The following is an 18,089-nucleotide window of genomic DNA, read 5'->3' as shown; positions in this document are numbered from 1 at the left end:
GTTCGGCTCCAATCCGGCTAGAGTGAGCCCTGGGGCAGGGAGCAGGGCGGACGTGTGCGCGTAGTCGTCGTGGACGAGGAAGACGGCGAAGTTGCGGCAGCGGCGCGGGCGCAGCTCGCGAGCGCGGACGTCGTCGTGCTTCCGCCGCGCGCGGATGAGCTGCGCGCCCTCGTCGCCGGCGGGTGGGACGTCGTCCTCCTCGCGTGGAGCGCGCGCCCACGGCTCAGCCAGCTCGCGCCGGTGGCGACGTGTGTGGTCGTCGCGCCGCCGGGCGTCGCGGCGGCGGAGATCGTCGCGGTAATCCGCGCGGGCGCGGCGGACGTCGTCGCTCCCGAAGAGCTCGCGCGCCTCGATCTCGTCCTCGCGCGCGTGCGGCCGGACCATCGTGCGCTCTTCCGCTGGGCGGTCGAGAGCGAGAACGTCGGCGTCTGGATCCTCGACGCGAACGGCGCGACGAGGTCGGTGAACGCGCGGATGGCCGAGATGCTCGGCTACGCGCCGTCCGCCGTCGCCGGGCGTCACGTCCTCGAGCTCGTCGCGCCGGACGATCACGCCGCGATGAAGGAGCGCCTCGCCGTCTTCCCGCGCGGCGCCACGAAGGTCCACCTCGTGCGCTCGAACGGCGCGCGCTGCCTCGCGCTGCTCGAGTCGACGCCGATCCTCGACGGCGGCGCCCTCGTGACGGCGACGGACATCACCGCGTGGCGCGACGCCGAGCAGCGATACGAGGCGCTCCTCGCGCAGCTGCGCCAGTCGCAGAAGATGGAGGCGGTCGGCCGCCTCGCGGGCGGCGTCGCGCACGACTTCAACAACATGCTCTCCGTCATCCTCGGCTACGGCGACACGCTGCTCGAGCGCGTCGCCGACCTGCCGGACGTGAGGGAAGACGTCGAGGAGGTGATGACCGCCGGCCGTCGCGCGGCGGAGCTCACGCGGCAGCTCCTCGTCTTCAGCCGCCACCACCTCTTCCAGCCGGTCGTCGTCGATCTCGCCGCGCTCCTCGAGGGGATGGAGAAGATGCTCGCGCGCGTCGTCGGCGAGGACGTCGAGCTCGTCTGCGCCGCCGCCGCCCTCCGCGAGGCGCCGCTCGTTCGCGTCGATCGCAGCGGCTTCGAGCAGGTGCTGATGAACCTCGTCGTCAACGCGCGCGACGCGATGCCGACCGGCGGCAAGCTCACGATCGGGCTCGCCGAGCGCGGGACAGACGCGCTCGTCGTGTCGGTGACCGACACCGGCTGCGGCATGGACGCGGCGACGACCGCGCGCGTGTTCGAGCCGTTCTTCACGACGAAGGAGCAAGGGAAGGGGACCGGCCTCGGCCTCTCCACCGCGCACGCGTTCGTCGATCAGGCGGGCGGGACGATCCACGTCGCGAGCGCGCCGGGCGCGGGCACGAGGTTCGAGATCGTCCTCCCGCGCACGCGCCGGCAGAGGCCCTCCGTCGCCGCCGCCGCGCCGCCCGCGATCGCGCCGGCCGCGCGCGCGACCGTCCTCCTCGTCGAGGACGACGACCAGGTGCGCGCCGTCACGCGCCGCGCGCTCGAGCGGCAGGGCCATCGCGTCGTCGAGGCGAAGAGCCCGCTCGAGGCGCTCGCGCGTGACGCGACCGAGGTAGACCTCCTCCTCACCGACGTGGTGATGCCGCAGATGGGCGGCGCCGAGCTCGCGCGCCGTCTCACCGGCGCGCGCCCGTCGCTCAAGGTGCTCTTCATGTCCGGCTACAACGACGACAACGTCGTCCGCCACGGCGTCGTGATGGACGCCGTGGCCTACTTGCAGAAGCCGTTCACCCCCGCCGAGCTCGCGGAGAAGGTCCGCGCGGCGCTGGAGCGGCCGGCCCTTACTGGGGCTGCTTGACGATGCGGAGGTACGGCTTCGGCTGCTTGAAGCCCTCGGGGTAGAGCTTCTTCGCCTCGTCGTCGCTCACCGATCCCGCGATGATGACGTCGTCGCCGTTCTTCCAGTTCACCGGCGTCGCGACCTTGTGCTTCGCGGTGAGCTGGATCGACTCGAGGACGCGGAGGATCTCGTCGAAGTTGCGGCCCGTCGTCATCGGGTAGGTGAGCTGCAGCTTGATCTTCTTGTCCGGGCCGATGACGAACACGGTGCGCACGGTCGCGTTCGTCGCGGCGGTGCGGCCCTGCGACGTGCCCGCCTCTTCGGCCGGCAGCATGTTGTAGAGCTTCGCGACCGCGAGATCGCTGTCGCCGATCAGCGGGTAGTTGACCTTCGCGCCTTGCGTCTCCTCGATGTCGGCCGCCCACTTCGCGTGGTCGTCGACGGGGTCGACCGAGAGGCCGATGATCTTCGTGTTCCTCTTCTTGAACTCCGGCTCGAGCTTCGCCATGTAGCCGAGCTCGGTCGTACAGACCGGCGTGAAGTCCTTCGGGTGCGAGAAGAGGATCGCGTAGCCGTCGCCGATCCACTCGTGGAAGTCGATCTCGCCCTGGGTGGTCTTGGCCTTGAAGTTCGGAGCGGTGTCGTTGATGCGCAGGGACATAGGCTTCTCTCCTTTAACGGACGTACGTCTACTTCTGCGGATGGATGTCGTCAACGATGGCGCCGTTGCGGAGGGTGACGACGCGATCGGCGAAATCGCGGACGACGGCGAGCTCGTGGGTGACGATCACCATCGTCGCCCCCGCTTTCGCGAGGTCGCGGAGCACGGTGACGACCTCGATCTTCCGCTCGGGATCGAGCGCGCTCGTCGGCTCGTCGAGGAGGAGCGCCTCCGGCTCCATCGCGAGGGCGCGCGCGATCGCGACGCGCTGCTGCTCGCCGCCGGAGAGCTCGCGCGGGAAGGCGTCCTTGCGATGCGAGAGGCCGACGCGCTCGAGCAGCGCGAGCGCCTGTTCGCGCGCCTCCTCGACCGGCACCTTCTTCACGTGGGTCGGCGCTTCCATCACGTTCCTGAGCGCGGTCATGTGCGAGAAGAGGCCGTAGTGCTGGAACACCATCCCCGCCTTCAGCCGCACCGCGCGGAGCAGCGCGCGGTCCGTCGCGCCGGGGGTCAACGTCAGGCCGCCGACGTCGATCGCGCCCGCGTCGAACGTCTCGAGCCCGTTGACGCAGCGAAGGAGCGTCGACTTCCCGCCGCCGGAGGGCCCCACCATCGTGGTGACCTTGCCCTTCTCGAAGGAGAGGCTGATCCCGCCCAGGATCGTCCGCCCGTCGAAGGACTTCTGTAGGGTCTTGATCGAGATCACGTCGCGTGCGCCTCCGCTTCGCGCTCGCCCTCGAGCTTCTTCTCGAGGCGCCGCGAGATCACGCCGAGCGGGAAGCTCATCGCGAAGTAGAGGCCGGCGCAGAGGAGGCCGGGTCCGATCCACGAGCGCACGTCGACGGCGGTGATCGTCATCTGCTTCGTGAGCTCGACGACGGTGATGACGCTCACGAGCGAGCTGTCCTTCAAGAGCGCGATGAAGTCGTTCGTCACGTTCGGGATCGCGTGGCGGAGCGCCTGCGGGACGACGACGCGGCGGAGCGCGAGCCGCGTCGACATGCCGAGCGCGAGGGCGGCTTCGAGCTGCGCCTTCGGCACCGCCTGCATGCCGGCGCGGTACACCTCCGCCTCGTAGGCCGCGTAGTTCATGCCGAGGCCGATGACGGCGGCCTCGATCGCGCCGAGCTTCAGCACCGGCGCGAGGCCGTAATAGAGGAGGTAGAGCTGCAACAGCACCGGCGTGCCGCGATAGACCTCGACGTACGCGGAGGCGAGGCGCGCGGCGGTGCGTCCGCCGAACATCCGCCCGAGCGCGAGGAGCAGCCCGAGCGGGATCGCGATCCCCATCGCGAGGGTGGAGACGAAGAGCGTGACGCCGGCGCCCTTCAAGAAGAGGACGACGTGACCGCGGCCCATCGGCGGCGGCGCGGGCGGCGCGCCGATCATCTTCGCCTGATCGTCCGGCGACCACATACGGAGCTTGGGCTGGCGCTCGTTCCAGAGGCGGCTCCGCTCGAGGATCGCCTGGAGCTCGCCGCGCGCCGCGATCTTGCCGATCGCGTCGTCGATCGCCGCCTTGAGGTCCGCGTCGGCGGGGCGGAGCGCGATCGAGTAGTAGCCCTCGCGGAGATCGCCGAGGACCTTCAGCTCCGGCTTCGGCTCGCCGTAGCGCGTCGCGATGATGTCGTCGAGGAGCACCGCGTCGGTGCGACCGCTGACGAGGTCCGCGTAGGGCTCCTCCACGCCTTCGTAAGGGACCACCTCCGCGGTGCCGCGGAGCATCTCCCACGCGAGGCTGTTCGCGAGGGTGCCGACCTTCTTGCCGTGGAGCGAGGCGAGCTCCGGCCGCATCGACGTGTCGTCGGCGCGCACCATCAAGCGCTCGGCGAACGCGTAGTACGGGCGCGTGAAGAGGACGCGGCCGACGCGGCTCTCCGTCACCTCGAGCCCGTTCATGACGACGTCGAAGGTGCCGCGCTCGAGCGAGGGCACGAGGTTCGCCCAGTCGTTTTGCACGAGCTCCGCGCGCACGCCGAGCTCCTTCGCGATCGCGTCGGCGATCTCGACCTCGAAGCCGACGAGGTGGCCCGGCTCGTCGGGATCGTCGTACACGTAGGGCTCGCCGCCCTGGACGTCGCCGCCCCACCGGAGCACGCCCGCGGCCTTCACGCGCGCGAGGCCGCCGGTCGCGCGCTCGCTTCCGTTGCACGCGAGCAAACACGCGACGGCGACGACGAGGAGGAAGGCGAGCGCTCGGAGCCGCACCGCGCGGATGCTACGACGCGGGCCCTCCTCGTCGGGTATGAATCCTCCTTCACACCCCCGTTGCAGCCCCCACCGATTCGTCGCGGTCGTGCAAATTCGGCCTGCACGAACGACCGGCGCGCCCTAGTGTGAAAGCTCGTGGCAGCTCGGAAGGGGATCGGCGTCGGCCTTGCGACTGCGTTCGCGGTCGTCGGCGTGTCACGACCTCTGCGCGCCGACTGGGACGTTCAGCTCGGCGCCACGATGGCGGGCGGCTGGCTCCGCGAGACCCCCGCGTTCGACACCGAGAAGATCAGCACGAGCTCGCGCGACGTCGGCGAGAACAGCATCAAGTCGCGCGGCGCTCGCGCGCTCGTCGGCTTCCAGCTCGACGTCGACATCGTCCTCGACGATCGGTGGAAGATCCCCACTCTGGGCGGCAACTTCTTCTGGGCGGTCGGCTCGTACCCGACGACGGTGACGTCGCTCGACGGCTCGATCGCGCGCACGCGCGACTGGACCACGCGCCGCGCGGACTTCCTCTTGCCCGGCATCGGTCGGCGCTGGAAGCACCGGCGCTACATGTTCGAGGCGGCGCTCCGCACCGGCGTGAGCTTCATCTCCGTCGACGGCTCCGTCGCGGCGGGCTCGGAGGTCCACGAGCTCGAGAACACGCTCACGATGACGTTCCTCGTGCAGGCCGAGCTCGAGGGATGTCGCCGGCTCGATCCGACGACGCGGGTGTGTCTCCAGGTCATCCCGCGCCTCTACGAACATTCATGGCTCAACGGCGGGATGGTTGGTCTCCGCTTCGAATGGGGTCGATGATGAGAATCATGAAGTCGCTCCTCGTGCCCGTCCTCGCGTTCGCGCTCTACGCCTGCGGCTCCGACTCGGGCGGCACGCGCGGCGCGGTCGGCTTGAACGCGGACGTCGACCTGCCCGATCGCAGGAGCTCGGTCGTCGTCGACGGCTGCGTGCTCGACACGTGGCAGCGCTCCACGCTCGCGACCGCGTCGGCGAAGCGCGTGCTCCGCGGCGGCGACGTGATCCTCTTGTGCCTCGTCCCGCGCGAGGACGGCACCGTCGGCCCGCGCGATCCGAGCGCGAAGGCGGCGCTCGCGGGGCTCGTCGGCGACATCAAGCGGGAGGGCTACCGCGTCCACCTCGGCGTCTCGTTCACCGACGAGTCGGGGCAGCGCTACGACGGCGCGCAGACCCGCGCGTGGCTCGCGCAGCCGGCGTGGCAGCGGCGCTTCCTCGAGACGGTGGTGCCCGCGGTCGAGGCGGCCGACGGCGTGGAGATCGACCTCCAGAAGCTCCCCGACGACGCGCGCGCGGACGTGACGAGCCTCGTGCGGGGCCTCGCCGGACGGATCCGCCCGCAGAAGCGCCTCGGCGTCTTCATCCCGCCGTCGGTCACGACGCCGAGCGATCTCCCCGGCGGGGAGGCGTTCAACCGGGTCGAGCTCGCGCCGCACGTCGATCGCATGCGCGTGATGACGCTCGACTACTCCGAGAGCCAGGCCGGTCCGACGATCGATCCCGGCTGGGCGGTGGACGCGGTGCGCCTCGCCCAGTCCGCGACGCCGAACGTCGACGTCTCGTTCCCGCTCTACGGCATCGACTTCGGGCCCCGCGGCGTGCGCGGCGTCTCGTACAACGAGGCGATCGCGGCGGCGGCGATCGGCGGTCAGCCGATCTACCGCGGCCCCACCCAGGCGGCGTACGTGTCGTGGACCAGCTTCGGCGGCGAGTCGCACATGACCTGGTTCGACGACGCGGACTCGACCGCGGTCGCGCTCGGCGGGTGGGCGCCGCCGGTCCTCGGCGAGAACGTCGGCGTCCTCTTCTACAGCCTCGGGGCGGAGGACCCGAAGCTCTGGGACAGCCTCGCGCGGAGGCTGCCCTGACGATGCAGCTCGCGGTCGAGCCTCTGCGCGTCGCCGATCCGCTCCTCGCGCTGCCGGCGCTCGAGCGCGAGCTCCAACATCACTGGTTCGTCTGGGACGCGTGGACGATGGGCCGCCGCCGCGTCGATCTGCACCCGTTCGTCCTCTCGCCGAGCGCGCATCGCGCCGCGATCGTCGCGGCGGAGCGCGCGTGGACGCTCGTCGCGGACGCGGCCGATCGCGCCGCCGCCGATCCGAGCGAGGGCGCGCGCTACCGCTTCCACCCCGACGTCGATCGCCTCGCCGCCGCCGCGCGCGCGGGCGGCGATCGCGGCGCGATCGCGCGCGTCGATCTCCTCCTCGCGGAGGACGGCCGCTGGATCGCGTGCGAGGTGAACGCGGACTGCCCCGGCGGCTACAACGAGACGCTCGCGCTGCCGAGGCTCGCGCGGAGCGCGGGCGCGCCGGCGTCGTTCGGCGATCCGACCCACGTCGCGGGCTCCCTCGCCGATACGCTCCTCCGCCGCGCGAACGGCGGCCTCGTCGCGCTGCTCTACGCGACCGGCTACGCGGAGGACCTCCAGGTGTGCGCGATCCTCGAGCGCCTCCTCCGCGAGCGCGGCGCGCGCGTCGTTCGCTGCGCGCCGACCGCGCTCAAGCCGCTCGGCGACGGCGTCGGCGTGCGCGGCGAGGCCGTCGCGGTCGCGTACCGCTTCTATCCGCTCGAGTACATGGCGGGGCAGTCGAACATCGACGCGATCGTCCGTGCGACCGCGGCGGGGAAGCTCGCGTCGATGTCGTCGTTCCGCTGGATCCACGCGCAGTCGAAGCTCGCGATGGCGCGCGCCTTCGCGCACGACGCGGCGGCGGCGCGGGAGGTGTTCCCCGAGACGCGGGAGGTCGCCGATCTCTCGCGCCCGCGCCTCTTGCTCGAGCGCCCCGACTGGGTGCTCAAGCGCGACCTCTCGCGCGTCGGCGATCACGTCTACGTCGGCGCGCTCACCACCGACGAGGAGTGGACGTTCATCGCGGACGAGATCGCGAGCGTGGAGGAGGACGGCGATCAGGCGTGGATCGCGCAGCGCTTCGTGCGCCAGCGCCCGATCGCGACGCCGTGGGGCGATCGCCTCGTCACGCTCGGCGTCTACCTCCTCGACGGCGCGTTCGCGGGTTACTTCGCGCGCTTCTCGGCGACGTCGCATTGCTCGCACGAGGCGCTCGTGCTCCCGGTCTTCGTCGGGGCGGAGCCATGAGGACCGATCGATGAGGGCGCGGCTCGGCGTCTTGTTCCCCTTCGCGCTCGTCAGCGCGGGGTGCTCGCTCCGGCCGTGGACGCCGTCGGTCAGCGTCGCGTTCTGGTCGGAGGACGTCCCCGACGCGAAGGAGTACACGCTGCCGACGTCGAACGAGCTCGCGCAGCGCTGGCAGAACCAGCCCTCGAGCCCGTGGTCGCGCTACCACAAGGCGACGCTCATCTCGTCGGTCGATCCGATGGGCGGGCACGCCTCGCTCCCGGACATCCAGGCGCTCGACGTCCTCGGCGAGGCCGACGCCGCCGCGGCGAACCTCGCGAAGGCGGGGCTCCCGGCGGGCACGATGTGGCTCCTCGATCTCCGCGGGGCCGCGTCGTGCGTGTTCGCCTCGCGTCTGAGCCGCGACGCGGCCGATCCGGTCGCGCCGGTCGTCACCTTCAACAACTGGCCGGCGAACACCGGCCTCGTCCCGGCGGAGGAGACGCTCGCGGGCCTGGTCCTGTACCCGCCGAAGCTGCCGCCGTCGGATCCGGCCGCGATCGATCGCGCGACGCCGGTCTTCCTCCTCGACTCGTGGCGCCTCGCGTACCGCTTCGACGAGCCGGACGACGACGTCTACGACAACCGCTACATGCTGCAGGCGAGCGATCTGCCCGACGCGCAGACGCTGAAGGACAGGGGGATCACGAAGGTGGTGTACGTCGTCGAGGACCTCGACGACGCGGAGGTCGAGGAGGACGATCTCTACGAGAGCTTCCGCGCGTGGTCGCAGGCGGGCATCGCGATCTTCTTCGTCGACCTCGACTTCCTCGCGAAGACGGACCTCTCGAAGCCGGTCGACTGGGCGCTCCGTTTCTCGCCGCGCAGCTACTACCCGAAGGAGCGCTGGACGCTGGTCGACGACCCCGTCTTCTACGGCCGCGCGCGCGGCGGCTTCGGCCTCGCGTACGGCCGCCCGTTCATCACCCCCGGCTACCGCGGCTGGGGCTGGCACTACGGCTCGGGCAGCGGCGGCGGCGGGGGCTGGTTCCGCGGCAGCAGCGGCTCGGGCGGGTAGCGCCGTCGCGAGGGCCATGAGCTGGATCGGTGGTGGCCGCGACGTTGGTCGTGGAGGGAGGGCGGCGAAGGCGTGTGGTATCACCGCCGCGTGGTCTTGGGACAGTGAGGGAGGACGAGTGCAGTGGGGGTGCTCGCTGCGGGATGTCGTCTCATCGTTGGGGCGTTCGGGATCCGGCGGGTTGGGGGGATGGCATGCATGCTGCTGAACGGAGGGGCGGAGGTTCGTCCGCTCATGACCTGTTTTCGTGCTCTCCCGTACGTGCTCCTTCTCGCGGCGTCGTCCATGGCTTGCGCGTCGTCGACGGATTCCGCGGAATCGCCGCCTTCGGAGGCCAAGGGGAACCTCGATGAATCGGCCGCCAAGACGGCCGACGCGCCCGCGACGCCTCCCGCCAAGACGACCTCCACCGACGTCCCTGCCGACGACGCGGCGACGCCCGTCGAGACGAAGCCGAAGGCCGATCCGAGCGAGGCCCTCGACGAATGTCTCGCGACGTGCGCGGACGGGGCGTGCGTCGAGCGATGCGTCGAGGCGTTCAAGGCGGCGCTCGACGCGGAGATCGACGACGGCGGAGGCGGCGACGGCGACGGCGGGGGGAGGGGCGGCGACGCGACGTGCTGCGTCGGGAACCAGCTCTGGGTCTGCCACGCGAAGGGCTCGAACGGAGCGTCGTGCAACGCGAACCTCTCCCCGCCCGGCGACGACTGCGAGCGCAAACCCGCGAGCGACGGCCTCTGCCGGTAACACCGTCGCCACGCGCCTGAAGCCGATGGGTTCGGCCTATTTCGTCGCCGGCGCGAGCGGCGCGGGGGCGCCCGCGGCGCCGCGGGTCGTCGTCCAGATCCAGTCGAGGTAGCTGCCGAGGCGGGTGTAGATGCCGGGGCGGTTCGGGCGCGCGCAGCCGATCCCCCAGCTGATGACGCCGACCTGCACCGGCGCGCCGTCGATCGTCATGAAGAGCGGGCCGCCGCTGTCGCCCTGACAGGCATCGTGGCCGCCCGTCACGTAGCCGGCGCATATCTGGTCTTGGTTGATGTTCCCGTAATGGGGATATTGACGGCATTGCTCGTTTGGCAAAATGGGCATTGTCGCCTGGCGCAATACGTCGCTCGGGTCGCCGCCCTCGGTCGTCGATCCCCAGCCGACGACGGTGACCGCGGCGCCGTCGACGACCCGCGCGACGAGCTCGGGAGTGAGGAGCTTCGCGGTGGGCATCGTCGACGGCTCGGCGAGGTGAAGGAGCCCGACGTCGGCGTCGAGCGTCATCCAGCTGAACGAGTCGTGTCGGTACGCGCGGTCGACGAGGCGCTCCTCACCCTCCGTCGAAGACGCGACGTGGCGGCCGAGCACGATCCTGTCGACGCCGCCGTTCGCGTAATACGTGTTCACGCAGTGGCCGGCGGTGATGACCCACTCGTTCGTGATCAACGCGCCGCCGCAGTTCTGGCGGCCGTTGATGTAGAGGCCGACGGTGCCGGGCCAGGCGCCGCGTGGGGCTTCGAGGCCGCCGACGACGGGTTGCGCGCTCGTGCTCGGCGCTTCGCCGTCGGCGCTCGCGCAGCCGGCGAGCGCGAGCGACGCGATCGCGGCCAATGAGGGGATCATGGTCTGGCGGGTCATGGAGAACACCTTTCGACCCGCCCTCCGCGAGCGAGCGAGGGCATACGCGCCGTCGCGGCGCGCGCCAGTCCGCCCGCCCGATTTCAGGGTAGTTCCACGGCGGCGGCGGTTTTTCACCCACGACGGACGCCGAGCTTTCTTCGCGCGACCGTGATCGATTCGCGTTCGGCCGGCCAATACCCATGAAACGTGGACATTACGCTCGATCGTTGGGATGAGAGGGGCATGAGCGGGGCCGCGGGCGACTCGCGGGTGCGCGCGATGGTCGATGACCATTTCGCGCGTATATGGTCGCTCCTGCGCCGCCTCGGCGTTCCGTCGGAGGCGCTCGACGACGCGGCGCAGCAGGTGTTCATCGTCGCGGCCCGGCGCGCCGTCGAGATCGAGGTCGGCCGCGAGCGCCCCTACCTCCAGGGCGTCGCCGTGCGCGTCGCCTCGGAGCAGCGCCGCTCGGCCGCGCGCCGCGACGCACGCCGCCCACCCGAGGACGCCGCGCCCCCGCAACCCGACGAGCTGCTCGATCGCAAACGCGCGCGCGAGCTCCTCGACGACGTCCTCGACGCGATGCCCTTCGATCTCCGCGCCGCGTTCGTGTTGTTCGAGCTCGACGAGCTCACGGTCCCCGAGATCGCGCAGCTCCTCGACGTCCCGGAGGGCACCGCGGCGTCGCGACTCCGTCGTGCGCGTGAGGATTTTCGCTCCCGCGTCGCGGAGCTCAAGAAGGTGATCAAGTGAAGCGTCTCCTCCTCGAACCCGACTGCACCGCCCTCGAGCACGCGCTGCTCTCGTCCGTCGATCTCGACGAGCCCCCTCCCTACGCGCTCGAGCGCACGCGCGCCGCGGTCGCCCGCGAAGAGGAGACCGCGATCGTCCCCGCCGTCGCGGCGCGCCGGACCGACGCCGCACGAAGCAAATACGCCCGCGTCGTCGTCGTCGCGCTGCTGCTCCCGCTCGCCGCGGGCCTCGTGTTCGTCATCGGCGGCTGGGCGAAGCAGCAGGAAGAGGTCCGCCGCGATCCGTCGATCCCGACCGCCGACCTCTCGCCCATTCCGCCCATTCCCCCCGCTCCGATCGCCCCCACGCCGCCGGACCCGCCCGCGCTCGAGACGCTCGTGCCCGCGGCGTCGCCCTCCCACGTCGCGAGCCCCGTCGTCGCGCGCCCACCAGTCGCGTCCGCGCCCGCGCCGTCGCTCGATTGCGATCCGCCCTTCTGGTTCGACGCCCAGGGCGCGAAGCACTACAAGCCACGCTGCTTCAACGGTACCGCGGCGCCCGCGCCCTCGCCCTCGGTCCCGGCCCCCACCGCGCCCGTGGCGGCGCCGAAGGCCGAGTTCGATCGGGGCGCGGCTGCGGCCGCGCTTGCTGCGGTGGACCTCAGCGCGTGTAGCGGCTTCGACGGGCCGGACGGCACCGGTCATGTGACGGTGACGTTCGTGAGCGACGGCACCGCGGCGAGCGCCGTCGTCGACGGCGGGCCGTTCGTCGCGACGCCGAGAGGGGGGTGCGCCGCGGCGAAGTTCCGCGCGGTCGTGGTCCCGGCGTTCACCGGTCCGCCGGTCCGTGTCGGCAAGTCGTTCTCGATTCCGTAACCGGAGGTATCTTCGCGGCGTAGAGAGACGCCATGAAAAAGACCGACGCCGAGTACAAGGCCCAGCTCACCCCCGAACAGTTCCACGTCACGCGCGAGAAGGGCACGGAGCGCGCGTTCACAGGCCAATACTGGGACTGCCACGACGCCGGCACGTACGCCTGCGTTTGCTGCGGCGCGGAGCTCTTCCGCTCCGACGACAAGTTCGACTCCGGCAGCGGCTGGCCGAGCTTCGTCCAGCCGATGAAGGAAGGCACCGTCGCCGAGCACGCCGACGAGTCCCACGGCATGACCCGCACCGAGGTCACGTGCCACGAATGCGGCGCCCACCTCGGCCACGTCTTCCCCGACGGCCCCCGCGCCCGCGGCGGCCTGCGCTACTGCATCAACTCGGCCTCCCTCGAGCTGAAGAAGGATTGAGCACGAGGGCACATCGCGTGCTTCGAGGCGCGCTGGCGCTGGCCCTCGTGCTCGTCGCTTCGAGCGCGTGCAAGTCGGATCGATCCTCGAAGGGAGGAGCCTCGTCCGACGCGTCGACCGCAGGCCCGCCGCCCCGACCGCCGCCGATCGCGATCGCCGACCTGAAGCCGATCGCGCGGTACGACGGAGACTTCGCGAGCTCGTTTCACCACGGCTGGCTCGCGCGATTCTCGAGCCCCGACGTCCACGCCGTCTTCTCGCGCCAGCGAACCCAGTGCACGATCCGTCCGAGCGATCCCGGCAACCCGCTCGCCGCGGAGTGCACCAGCCTCTCCCAGCTCTCGCTGCGCGACGATCGAATCGAGACCGACACGCCCGAGCGCGTGACCTTCCTCGACGGCGAGGTCCCGCCGCTCGCGCACTGGCTCGTGGTCGACCCTTCGCCGAAGTACCTCGTGACCGCGTCGGGCGACCTCGTCGCCGGCGCGGTGACGGCGGCGTACTCCTGGAGCGACGGCGTCGTCTCGTACGCGAAGAAAGAGCACGGGGGCCTCACCGTCCTCCGCTCCGACGCGCCGAAGCTCGTCGCCACCGTCGCGCACGGCGACACGAGCACGGAGATGGCCGCCGGCTACGCGTGGACGCGCGCGAAGGAGGGCGAGCAGACGATCGTCTACGCGCAGTCGCTCGCGCGCAGCGGTCCCCCGCTCGGAGAAGTGACGCGCTTCGGCCCGATCCCGGGAACGCCTGCGGACGCGCTCCGCGGGTGTGGTGCCGGCGACGTCCGCTGGGTCGTCGTCTCGACCGCCCGCGAAGACGCCGCGTTCTCCGACGCGCGCGCCTACGGGATCTTTCGCGTCCATGGCGGCGTCCTCTCACCGATGTTGATCGCCGAGGGCGCCGGCAGGGCCACCAACGTCCGTTGCACGCCGAGCACCTTCGAGCTCGTCGAGAGCACCTCGGTCGGCGGAGAGACGGCGGTCGTGGTGCGCTGCACGGCGACCGCGTGCTCGTCGACGCCGCTGCCCAGGCGCCTCATCTCCCGTGTTGGCGTCGACCTCGCTCCGATGGGCGGTCGGATCCTCGCGCTCTGGAGCGACCGCAACGAGCTCAGCGCACGGGTCGACGAGCCCGACGAGATCGTGCTCGACAGCCGGCACGCGATCGTCCTCGACGCCAAGCCCAGGGTCCAGGCGGTGGCCGTTCGTGGAGAGGAGGCGATCGTCTTCTTCTCACGCGGCGTCGAGATGTACGCGATCGCCGTCGACGGAGCCGGCCGCGTCCGCCCCGTCCTCCGCCGCTGACGCGCGCCGCGTCACAGCTTCAGCGCGCACGCGTACGCGCTGCCCGACTCGCAGGCCCGCTCGAGCAGCGCGCGCCCGCGATCGAGGTCCTCCGGCACGCCGCAGCCCATGCCGAGCTGCATGCCCTGGCCCGCGCACGCGTCGGCGTCTCCGCGGGTGCAGGCGCGCTCGAACACCTCGTAGGTGCGGACGCAGAGCGGGTGGTCGTCGGGATCGAGCCGCGCGATCGCGTCGACCACGCAGGCGCGTTCGATGCCGCTCTCGCACGCCGGGCGCGCGGCGAGGAGCACGATGGCGGCGTTCTCGGTCGGGCGGCCGAGGCGGTCGATCTTCACCTGCGCGAAGTCCACGCTCGTCCCGCGCGCGCGGCCCAGCTCCCACGGGCGCGTCGCGGCGGCGGTGAAGGCGAGGAACGCGAGCGTGAACGCCGCCCACGCGAGCGCGCGGCGGGCGCGCACCATCATCACGAGCGTGACGAGCGCGCCGGTGAAGAAGCCGCCGAAATGCGCCGACTGGCTCATCCGGATCGCGTAGACGCCGAGCAGGGTCCAGATCGCGATCTGGCCCAGCGTCGCGCGCACGCCGCGATCGGCGGCGAAGGCGGCGAAGCTGCCGAGCGTCCGGTAGCGGATCGCGAGGAGGGAGCCGATGACGCCGAACATCGCGCCCGACGCGCCGGCGGTGACCGCGTTGGGCGAGAAGAGCGCGCACGAGGCGCCGCCGCCGAGGCCGGCGAGGACGTACACGAGCAAGAACCGCCACGGGCCCATCGCGCGCTCGACGACCGCGCACCAGCTCATGCCCGCCCACGTGTTGAGGAGGAGATGACCCCAGCCGATGTGGAGGATCATGTAGCTCGCGAGCCGCCAGTAGTCGCCCGCGCGCACGTGCATCTGCTCGACGGCGCCGAAGCGGACGAGGGTGGCGAGATCGGTCGAGCTGCCGTGGCGCTCGACCCACAGGAAATAGGCGACGTTGATCGCCGCGAGCACGAAGGTGACGGGCGACGCGCGGAGACGGTCCATGACCGTCGGCTTCGGGAGATCGTCGTTGGTGCTCAGACGAGGCCGCCGCCTTGCGGCAGGACTTCGCGCGAGAAGTTCCGCGTCGTCGCGCCGGTGACGAGCACGTCGTCCTCGATGCGGATCCCGCCGAGCGGCGCGAGCGCCTCGACGAGGTTCCAGTCGACGAGCTTGCCGCGCGGATCGTTCCGCAGCGGCGCGAGGAGCGTATCGATGAAGTAGAGGCCAGGCTCGATCGTGAACACCTGGCCGTCCGCGATCGTCGACGTGTTGCGGAGGAACGGGTTCTCGGGCTTGGGGAGCACCGGCTTGCAGCCGACGTCGTGGGTCTGGAGGCCGAGCGAGTGGCCGAGCCCGTGCGGGTAGAAGACGCGGCTGATGCCGGTCGCGTCGATCTCCTCCGCCGACGCCTTCACGATGCCGGCCTCCTTCAAGATCGCGCTCACCTGACGGTGCGACTCGTCGTGCAGCTCCTCGTACGGCGCGCCCGCGCGGATCTTGCCGACGATGTCCTGCTGCATCTTCTCCATCCCGGCGAGCACCTGCCGGAACGCGACGCTGCCCGCGCCGCCCGCCTTCACCCACGTGCGCGTGACGTCGGAGCAGTAGCCGAGGCACGTCGCGCCCGCGTCGAGGAGGAGCGACTCCGCGCGCGTCTTGTCGCGCCCGTAGCTGACGTGATGGAGGATCGACGCGTTGCGGCCGAGCGCGACGATGCTCTTGTACGGCGTCTCGGGATCGTCCTGCCGCGTGGTCTGCAAGTAGAGGAGGTGGAGGTCGAGCTCGGCGTGGTCGCCCTCCGCGAAGGCGCGCCGCACCGCTTCGTGCCCGAGCGACGCGCGGCGGTTCGCCTCCGCGAGGCACGCGATCTCGTAGGGCGTCTTCGTCGTGCGGAGGCGATCGAGCGCGTCGAGGAGCGCCTTCGCGTTCCGCCGCGCGGGCGGGACGCCGAGCTTGTCCGCGACGCTCACGTCGTCGCCGATGAAGTGCACCGCCTTGCCCGGCGGCAGCTCCGGCTCGCCGGTCCCCACGACGTCGAAGACGTCCATGAACGCGAGCGACTCCGGCGCGGGCGGGCGCTCCCAGAAGTCGTGGACCGCGGGACGGAAGAGGCGCGGCGTCGCGACCGGATCGACGAGGAGGAAGCAGCTCGCCTCGTAGAGCGGCACCCAGTGGTGGAAGAACGGCGTCGGCCGCACCGGCCAGTACTGGTCGTCGTACTGCGTCTTCTTCAGCGGCGTGCCCGAGTGAACGAGGACGGCGTCGCAGCCGACCTCCTTCATCGCCTCGGCGTAGAGCCGCCGCTGGTGCGCGACGTGCTCGGGGTAGAGGGCTTCGATCGCGGCGAGATCCACGGTTGCTACCGTAGCACCGCGCCGCGCAGCGGCGATCTATAGTGCGGGGGTGCTGCGCCTCGCCCTCATCGTCGGCGGCGCCTCCATCGGCGCGTTCTTCGTCGGCATCTGGGGCTACGCGCTCGTCTCCTTCTTCTCGATGCGCGCCCACACCGCGCGGCGGGAGCTCGGGCTCACGTTGCGTGAGCTCCTCCGCGAGACGTTCCTCACCGCGCTGACGCAGCCCTTCCTCCCGCTCTATTACTTGATCGGCGATCGCATGGAGCCGCTCTTCCAGCGGCAGGTGGTCCCGAAGCCGGGCGATCCGCCGCGCGTGCCGATCGTCTTCGTGCACGGCTACATGCAGAACCGCGTCGGCTTCATCGGCCTCGCGCGCGCGCTCGCGCGGAAGGGCTTCGGGCCGCTCTACGGGATCAACTACCCGTGGTGGTCCACCATCCCCGCGAACGCGAAGCGGCTCGCGCGCTACGTCGATCGGGTCTGCCGCGAGACGAAGAGCACGTCGGTCGATCTCGTCTGCCACTCGATGGGCGGGCTCGTCGCGATGGAGATGATGCGGAGCACGGCGAAGGAGGATCACTTCGTCGTCCGGCGCTGCGTGACGATCGCGTCACCGCACGCGGGGGTGGCGTGGCGCGGTCCGATGTTGGGGTTCGGGGCGACGAACCTGCGGCGCGGCTCGAAGCTCCTCGAGGCGCACGCGGGCTACACCGTCGCGATCCCCACGCTCTCGGTCTTCTCCTCGCACGACAACATCGTGCATCCGAAGGAGACGTCGTCGCTCCTCTCGCGCGGGGGCGTCGACTTCGAGGTCGCCGGCCCCTCGCACTTCTCGATCCTCTTCTCGCCCCTCGTCGCCGACGAGGTCGCCGCCTTCCTCGCGAGCCCCGACCGAGGAGCGCCGGAGCTCGCGTGACGCTCACTCCGCGGCGGCGGGCTCCGGCTCGTTCGTCGCGGGCTCCGGCTCGCCGAGCTCGCCCTGGGTCTGCTGGTGCATCCACGTCAGGTAGCTGCCGACGCGCGTGTAGACGCCGGGGGAGTTGGGGCGCGCGCAGCCGATGCCCCAGCTCACGAGGCCGATCTCGCGCGGCTGGCCGTCGACGTAGATCAGGAGCGGGCCGCCGCTGTCGCCCTGGCAGGCGTCGTAGCCGCCCGTCGCGAAGCCGGCGCAGATCATGGTCGGGCTGACGCGGCTGTAGCCCGAGTAGGCCTTGCACACGGCGTTGTCGATGATCGGGACGTCCACCTGACGGAGCACGTCGCTGCTCGCGCCGCCCTGCGCGGTGCGGCCGTAGCCGATCGTCGTCGTCGTCGCGCCCGCCGTGATCGCGGCGAGCTCGGAGCGCGCGATGATCTTCATCGGCTCGATCGTCGACGCCTGCGAGAGGTGCAGCAGCGCGATGTCGTTGTCGTTGCTGCCGTACCCCGCGTGGCGGACGACCTTGTCGACGGTGCGCGTCTCGCCGGTGGAGGAGGAGATGCGGTGGCGGCCGATGACGACCTTGGTCACGCCGCCGGTCGGCTGCACGTTGCTCACGCAGTGCGCGGCGGTGATGACCCACTGCGGCGCGACGAGGGAGCCGCCGCACGACGGACGCGCCGCCGTCGCACCCTTGTAGAGTGCAGCCATCGCGGGCCAGGCGCCTTCGACCGACTCCGTGCCGCCGATGATCGGATCGGCCGTGCTCACGACCTCCTCGTCGTTGGTCTCTGCGGTGCACGCGAGAGCGAAGAGCGGGAGCGAGAGCGAGATCAGGATCGAACGAACGTGCATCAGTGCCTCCAGACGGTGCGCACCCTAAGCGCGCACCCCACCTCCTTCGTGTTGCGATGGCGTCTCCTTCCTCACGCACGAACGATTGGTCGTACCTTCGTCGCCGTCGCGCCT

Annotated in this window: 18 protein-coding genes; 11 read left to right on the top strand and 7 right to left on the bottom strand. The window is 71.2% G+C overall.

The annotated features are described in order from the left end of the window. Positions 1–69 precede the first annotated feature (69 nt). Positions 70–1,857 (top strand): response regulator, encoded by a 1,788-nt coding sequence (locus KF837_08315; GenBank protein MBX3227302.1) that lies wholly within the window; start codon positions 70–72, stop codon positions 1,855–1,857. Here the strand turns inward: KF837_08315 and KF837_08310 are convergent. From KF837_08310 to KF837_08300, 3 genes are read right to left on the bottom strand one after another with little or no spacing between them, the layout of a single operon-like run. Then, positions 1,841–2,500 (bottom strand): peroxiredoxin, encoded by a 660-nt coding sequence (locus KF837_08310; GenBank protein MBX3227301.1) that lies wholly within the window; start codon positions 2,498–2,500, stop codon positions 1,841–1,843. The two genes, KF837_08315 and KF837_08310, sit on opposite strands and share 17 nt — an antisense overlap. A gap of 28 nt (positions 2,501–2,528) precedes the next feature. Next, positions 2,529–3,206 carry an amino acid ABC transporter ATP-binding protein gene (locus KF837_08305; protein MBX3227300.1) on the bottom strand — a complete coding sequence of 226 codons (678 nt, stop codon included), beginning with the start codon at positions 3,204–3,206 and terminating at the stop codon, positions 2,529–2,531. Beyond that, positions 3,203–4,708 carry an ABC transporter permease subunit gene (locus tag KF837_08300; protein MBX3227299.1) on the bottom strand — a complete coding sequence of 502 codons (1,506 nt, stop codon included), beginning with the start codon at positions 4,706–4,708 and terminating at the stop codon, positions 3,203–3,205. Before KF837_08300 ends, KF837_08305 begins: the two co-directional genes overlap by 4 nt. A 138-nt stretch (positions 4,709–4,846) precedes the next feature. Here KF837_08300 and KF837_08295 point away from each other — a divergent pair, with 138 nt between their 5' ends. From KF837_08295 to KF837_08275, 5 genes are all read left to right on the top strand, one after another. Then, positions 4,847–5,515 (top strand): hypothetical protein, encoded by a 669-nt coding sequence (locus KF837_08295; protein MBX3227298.1) that lies wholly within the window; start codon positions 4,847–4,849, stop codon positions 5,513–5,515. 8 nt (positions 5,516–5,523) lie between these two features. Beyond that, entirely contained in the window at positions 5,524–6,600 is a 1,077-nt protein-coding gene (locus tag KF837_08290; GenBank protein MBX3227297.1) for a hypothetical protein, read from the top strand. A gap of 2 nt (positions 6,601–6,602) precedes the next feature. Then, the gene (locus KF837_08285) at positions 6,603–7,832 is read left to right on the top strand and encodes a glutathionylspermidine synthase family protein (GenBank protein MBX3227296.1); all 1,230 of its coding nucleotides are present in this window, start codon (positions 6,603–6,605) and stop codon (positions 7,830–7,832) included. A 10-nt stretch (positions 7,833–7,842) separates the two neighbouring features. Next, positions 7,843–8,889, top strand: a complete 1,047-nt coding sequence (locus KF837_08280) for a hypothetical protein (protein MBX3227295.1) — start codon at positions 7,843–7,845, stop codon at positions 8,887–8,889. 234 nt (positions 8,890–9,123) lie between these two features. Continuing rightward, the gene (locus KF837_08275; protein ID MBX3227294.1) at positions 9,124–9,636 is read left to right on the top strand and encodes a hypothetical protein; all 513 of its coding nucleotides are present in this window, start codon (positions 9,124–9,126) and stop codon (positions 9,634–9,636) included. A gap of 36 nt (positions 9,637–9,672) precedes the next feature. Here the strand turns inward: KF837_08275 and KF837_08270 are convergent, their stop codons facing one another. Next, the gene (locus KF837_08270) at positions 9,673–10,512 is read right to left on the bottom strand and encodes a serine protease (GenBank protein MBX3227293.1); all 840 of its coding nucleotides are present in this window, start codon (positions 10,510–10,512) and stop codon (positions 9,673–9,675) included. 225 nt (positions 10,513–10,737) lie between these two features. Between KF837_08270 and KF837_08265 the strand changes: the two genes are divergently transcribed. The 4 genes from KF837_08265 to KF837_08250 are packed head-to-tail and all read left to right on the top strand — an operon-like array spanning position 10,738 to position 13,824. Beyond that, positions 10,738–11,247: a sigma-70 family RNA polymerase sigma factor gene (locus KF837_08265; protein MBX3227292.1), complete on the top strand. Its 510-nt coding sequence runs from the start codon at positions 10,738–10,740 to the stop codon at positions 11,245–11,247. Beyond that, a complete protein-coding gene (locus tag KF837_08260; GenBank protein ID MBX3227291.1) occupies positions 11,244–12,101 on the top strand; it encodes a hypothetical protein in 858 nt (285 codons plus the stop codon). Before KF837_08265 ends, KF837_08260 begins: the two co-directional genes overlap by 4 nt. Before the next feature lie 32 nt (positions 12,102–12,133). Next, entirely contained in the window at positions 12,134–12,520 is a 387-nt protein-coding gene (gene msrB / locus KF837_08255) for a peptide-methionine (R)-S-oxide reductase MsrB (GenBank protein ID MBX3227290.1), read from the top strand. Then, the gene (locus KF837_08250; GenBank protein ID MBX3227289.1) at positions 12,517–13,824 is read left to right on the top strand and encodes a hypothetical protein; all 1,308 of its coding nucleotides are present in this window, start codon (positions 12,517–12,519) and stop codon (positions 13,822–13,824) included. Before msrB ends, KF837_08250 begins: the two co-directional genes overlap by 4 nt. A gap of 11 nt (positions 13,825–13,835) precedes the next feature. On the opposite strand, the gene KF837_08245 is transcribed toward KF837_08250, so the two are convergent. Together KF837_08245 and pepQ are read right to left on the bottom strand one after the other, a co-directional pair. Then, positions 13,836–14,849 (bottom strand): rhomboid family intramembrane serine protease, encoded by a 1,014-nt coding sequence (locus KF837_08245; protein ID MBX3227288.1) that lies wholly within the window; start codon positions 14,847–14,849, stop codon positions 13,836–13,838. A 32-nt stretch (positions 14,850–14,881) separates the two neighbouring features. Next, complete coding sequence (gene pepQ, locus KF837_08240; GenBank protein MBX3227287.1) at positions 14,882–16,201, bottom strand: Xaa-Pro dipeptidase; 1,320 nt, start codon at positions 16,199–16,201, stop codon at positions 14,882–14,884. A gap of 49 nt (positions 16,202–16,250) precedes the next feature. On the opposite strand from pepQ, the gene KF837_08235 reads away from it, so the two are divergent. After that, entirely contained in the window at positions 16,251–17,117 is an 867-nt protein-coding gene (locus KF837_08235) for an alpha/beta fold hydrolase (GenBank protein MBX3227286.1), read from the top strand. Positions 17,118–17,120: 3 nt separating this feature from the next. On the opposite strand, the gene KF837_08230 is transcribed toward KF837_08235, so the two are convergent. Then, the gene (locus KF837_08230; protein MBX3227285.1) at positions 17,121–17,975 is read right to left on the bottom strand and encodes a serine protease; all 855 of its coding nucleotides are present in this window, start codon (positions 17,973–17,975) and stop codon (positions 17,121–17,123) included. Positions 17,976–18,089 lie beyond the last annotated feature (114 nt).

The organism is Labilithrix sp., assembly GCA_019637155.1.
Lineage (GTDB): Bacteria > Myxococcota_A > Polyangia > Polyangiales > Polyangiaceae > Labilithrix.
The sequence above is the reverse complement of the archived record's forward strand: the minus strand, read 5'-3'. Positions and strand labels throughout refer to the sequence as shown.

What these genes read in the sequence shown, in the direction of transcription:
- KF837_08310 (MBX3227301.1), bottom strand. Translation starts at nt 2,500, where the DNA reads ATGTCCCTGCGCATCAACGACACCGCTCCGAACTTCAAGGCCAAGACC.
- KF837_08290 (MBX3227297.1), top strand. Translation starts at nt 5,524, where the DNA reads ATGAAGTCGCTCCTCGTGCCCGTCCTCGCGTTCGCGCTCTACGCCTGC.
- KF837_08285 (MBX3227296.1), top strand. Translation starts at nt 6,603, where the DNA reads ATGCAGCTCGCGGTCGAGCCTCTGCGCGTCGCCGATCCGCTCCTCGCG.
- KF837_08280 (MBX3227295.1), top strand. Translation starts at nt 7,843, where the DNA reads ATGAGGGCGCGGCTCGGCGTCTTGTTCCCCTTCGCGCTCGTCAGCGCG.
- KF837_08275 (MBX3227294.1), top strand. Translation starts at nt 9,124, where the DNA reads ATGACCTGTTTTCGTGCTCTCCCGTACGTGCTCCTTCTCGCGGCGTCG.
- KF837_08270 (MBX3227293.1), bottom strand. Translation starts at nt 10,512, where the DNA reads ATGACCCGCCAGACCATGATCCCCTCATTGGCCGCGATCGCGTCGCTC.
- KF837_08265 (MBX3227292.1), top strand. Translation starts at nt 10,738, where the DNA reads ATGAGCGGGGCCGCGGGCGACTCGCGGGTGCGCGCGATGGTCGATGAC.
- msrB (MBX3227290.1), top strand. Translation starts at nt 12,134, where the DNA reads ATGAAAAAGACCGACGCCGAGTACAAGGCCCAGCTCACCCCCGAACAG.
- KF837_08245 (MBX3227288.1), bottom strand. Translation starts at nt 14,849, where the DNA reads ATGGACCGTCTCCGCGCGTCGCCCGTCACCTTCGTGCTCGCGGCGATC.
- KF837_08230 (MBX3227285.1), bottom strand. Translation starts at nt 17,975, where the DNA reads ATGCACGTTCGTTCGATCCTGATCTCGCTCTCGCTCCCGCTCTTCGCT.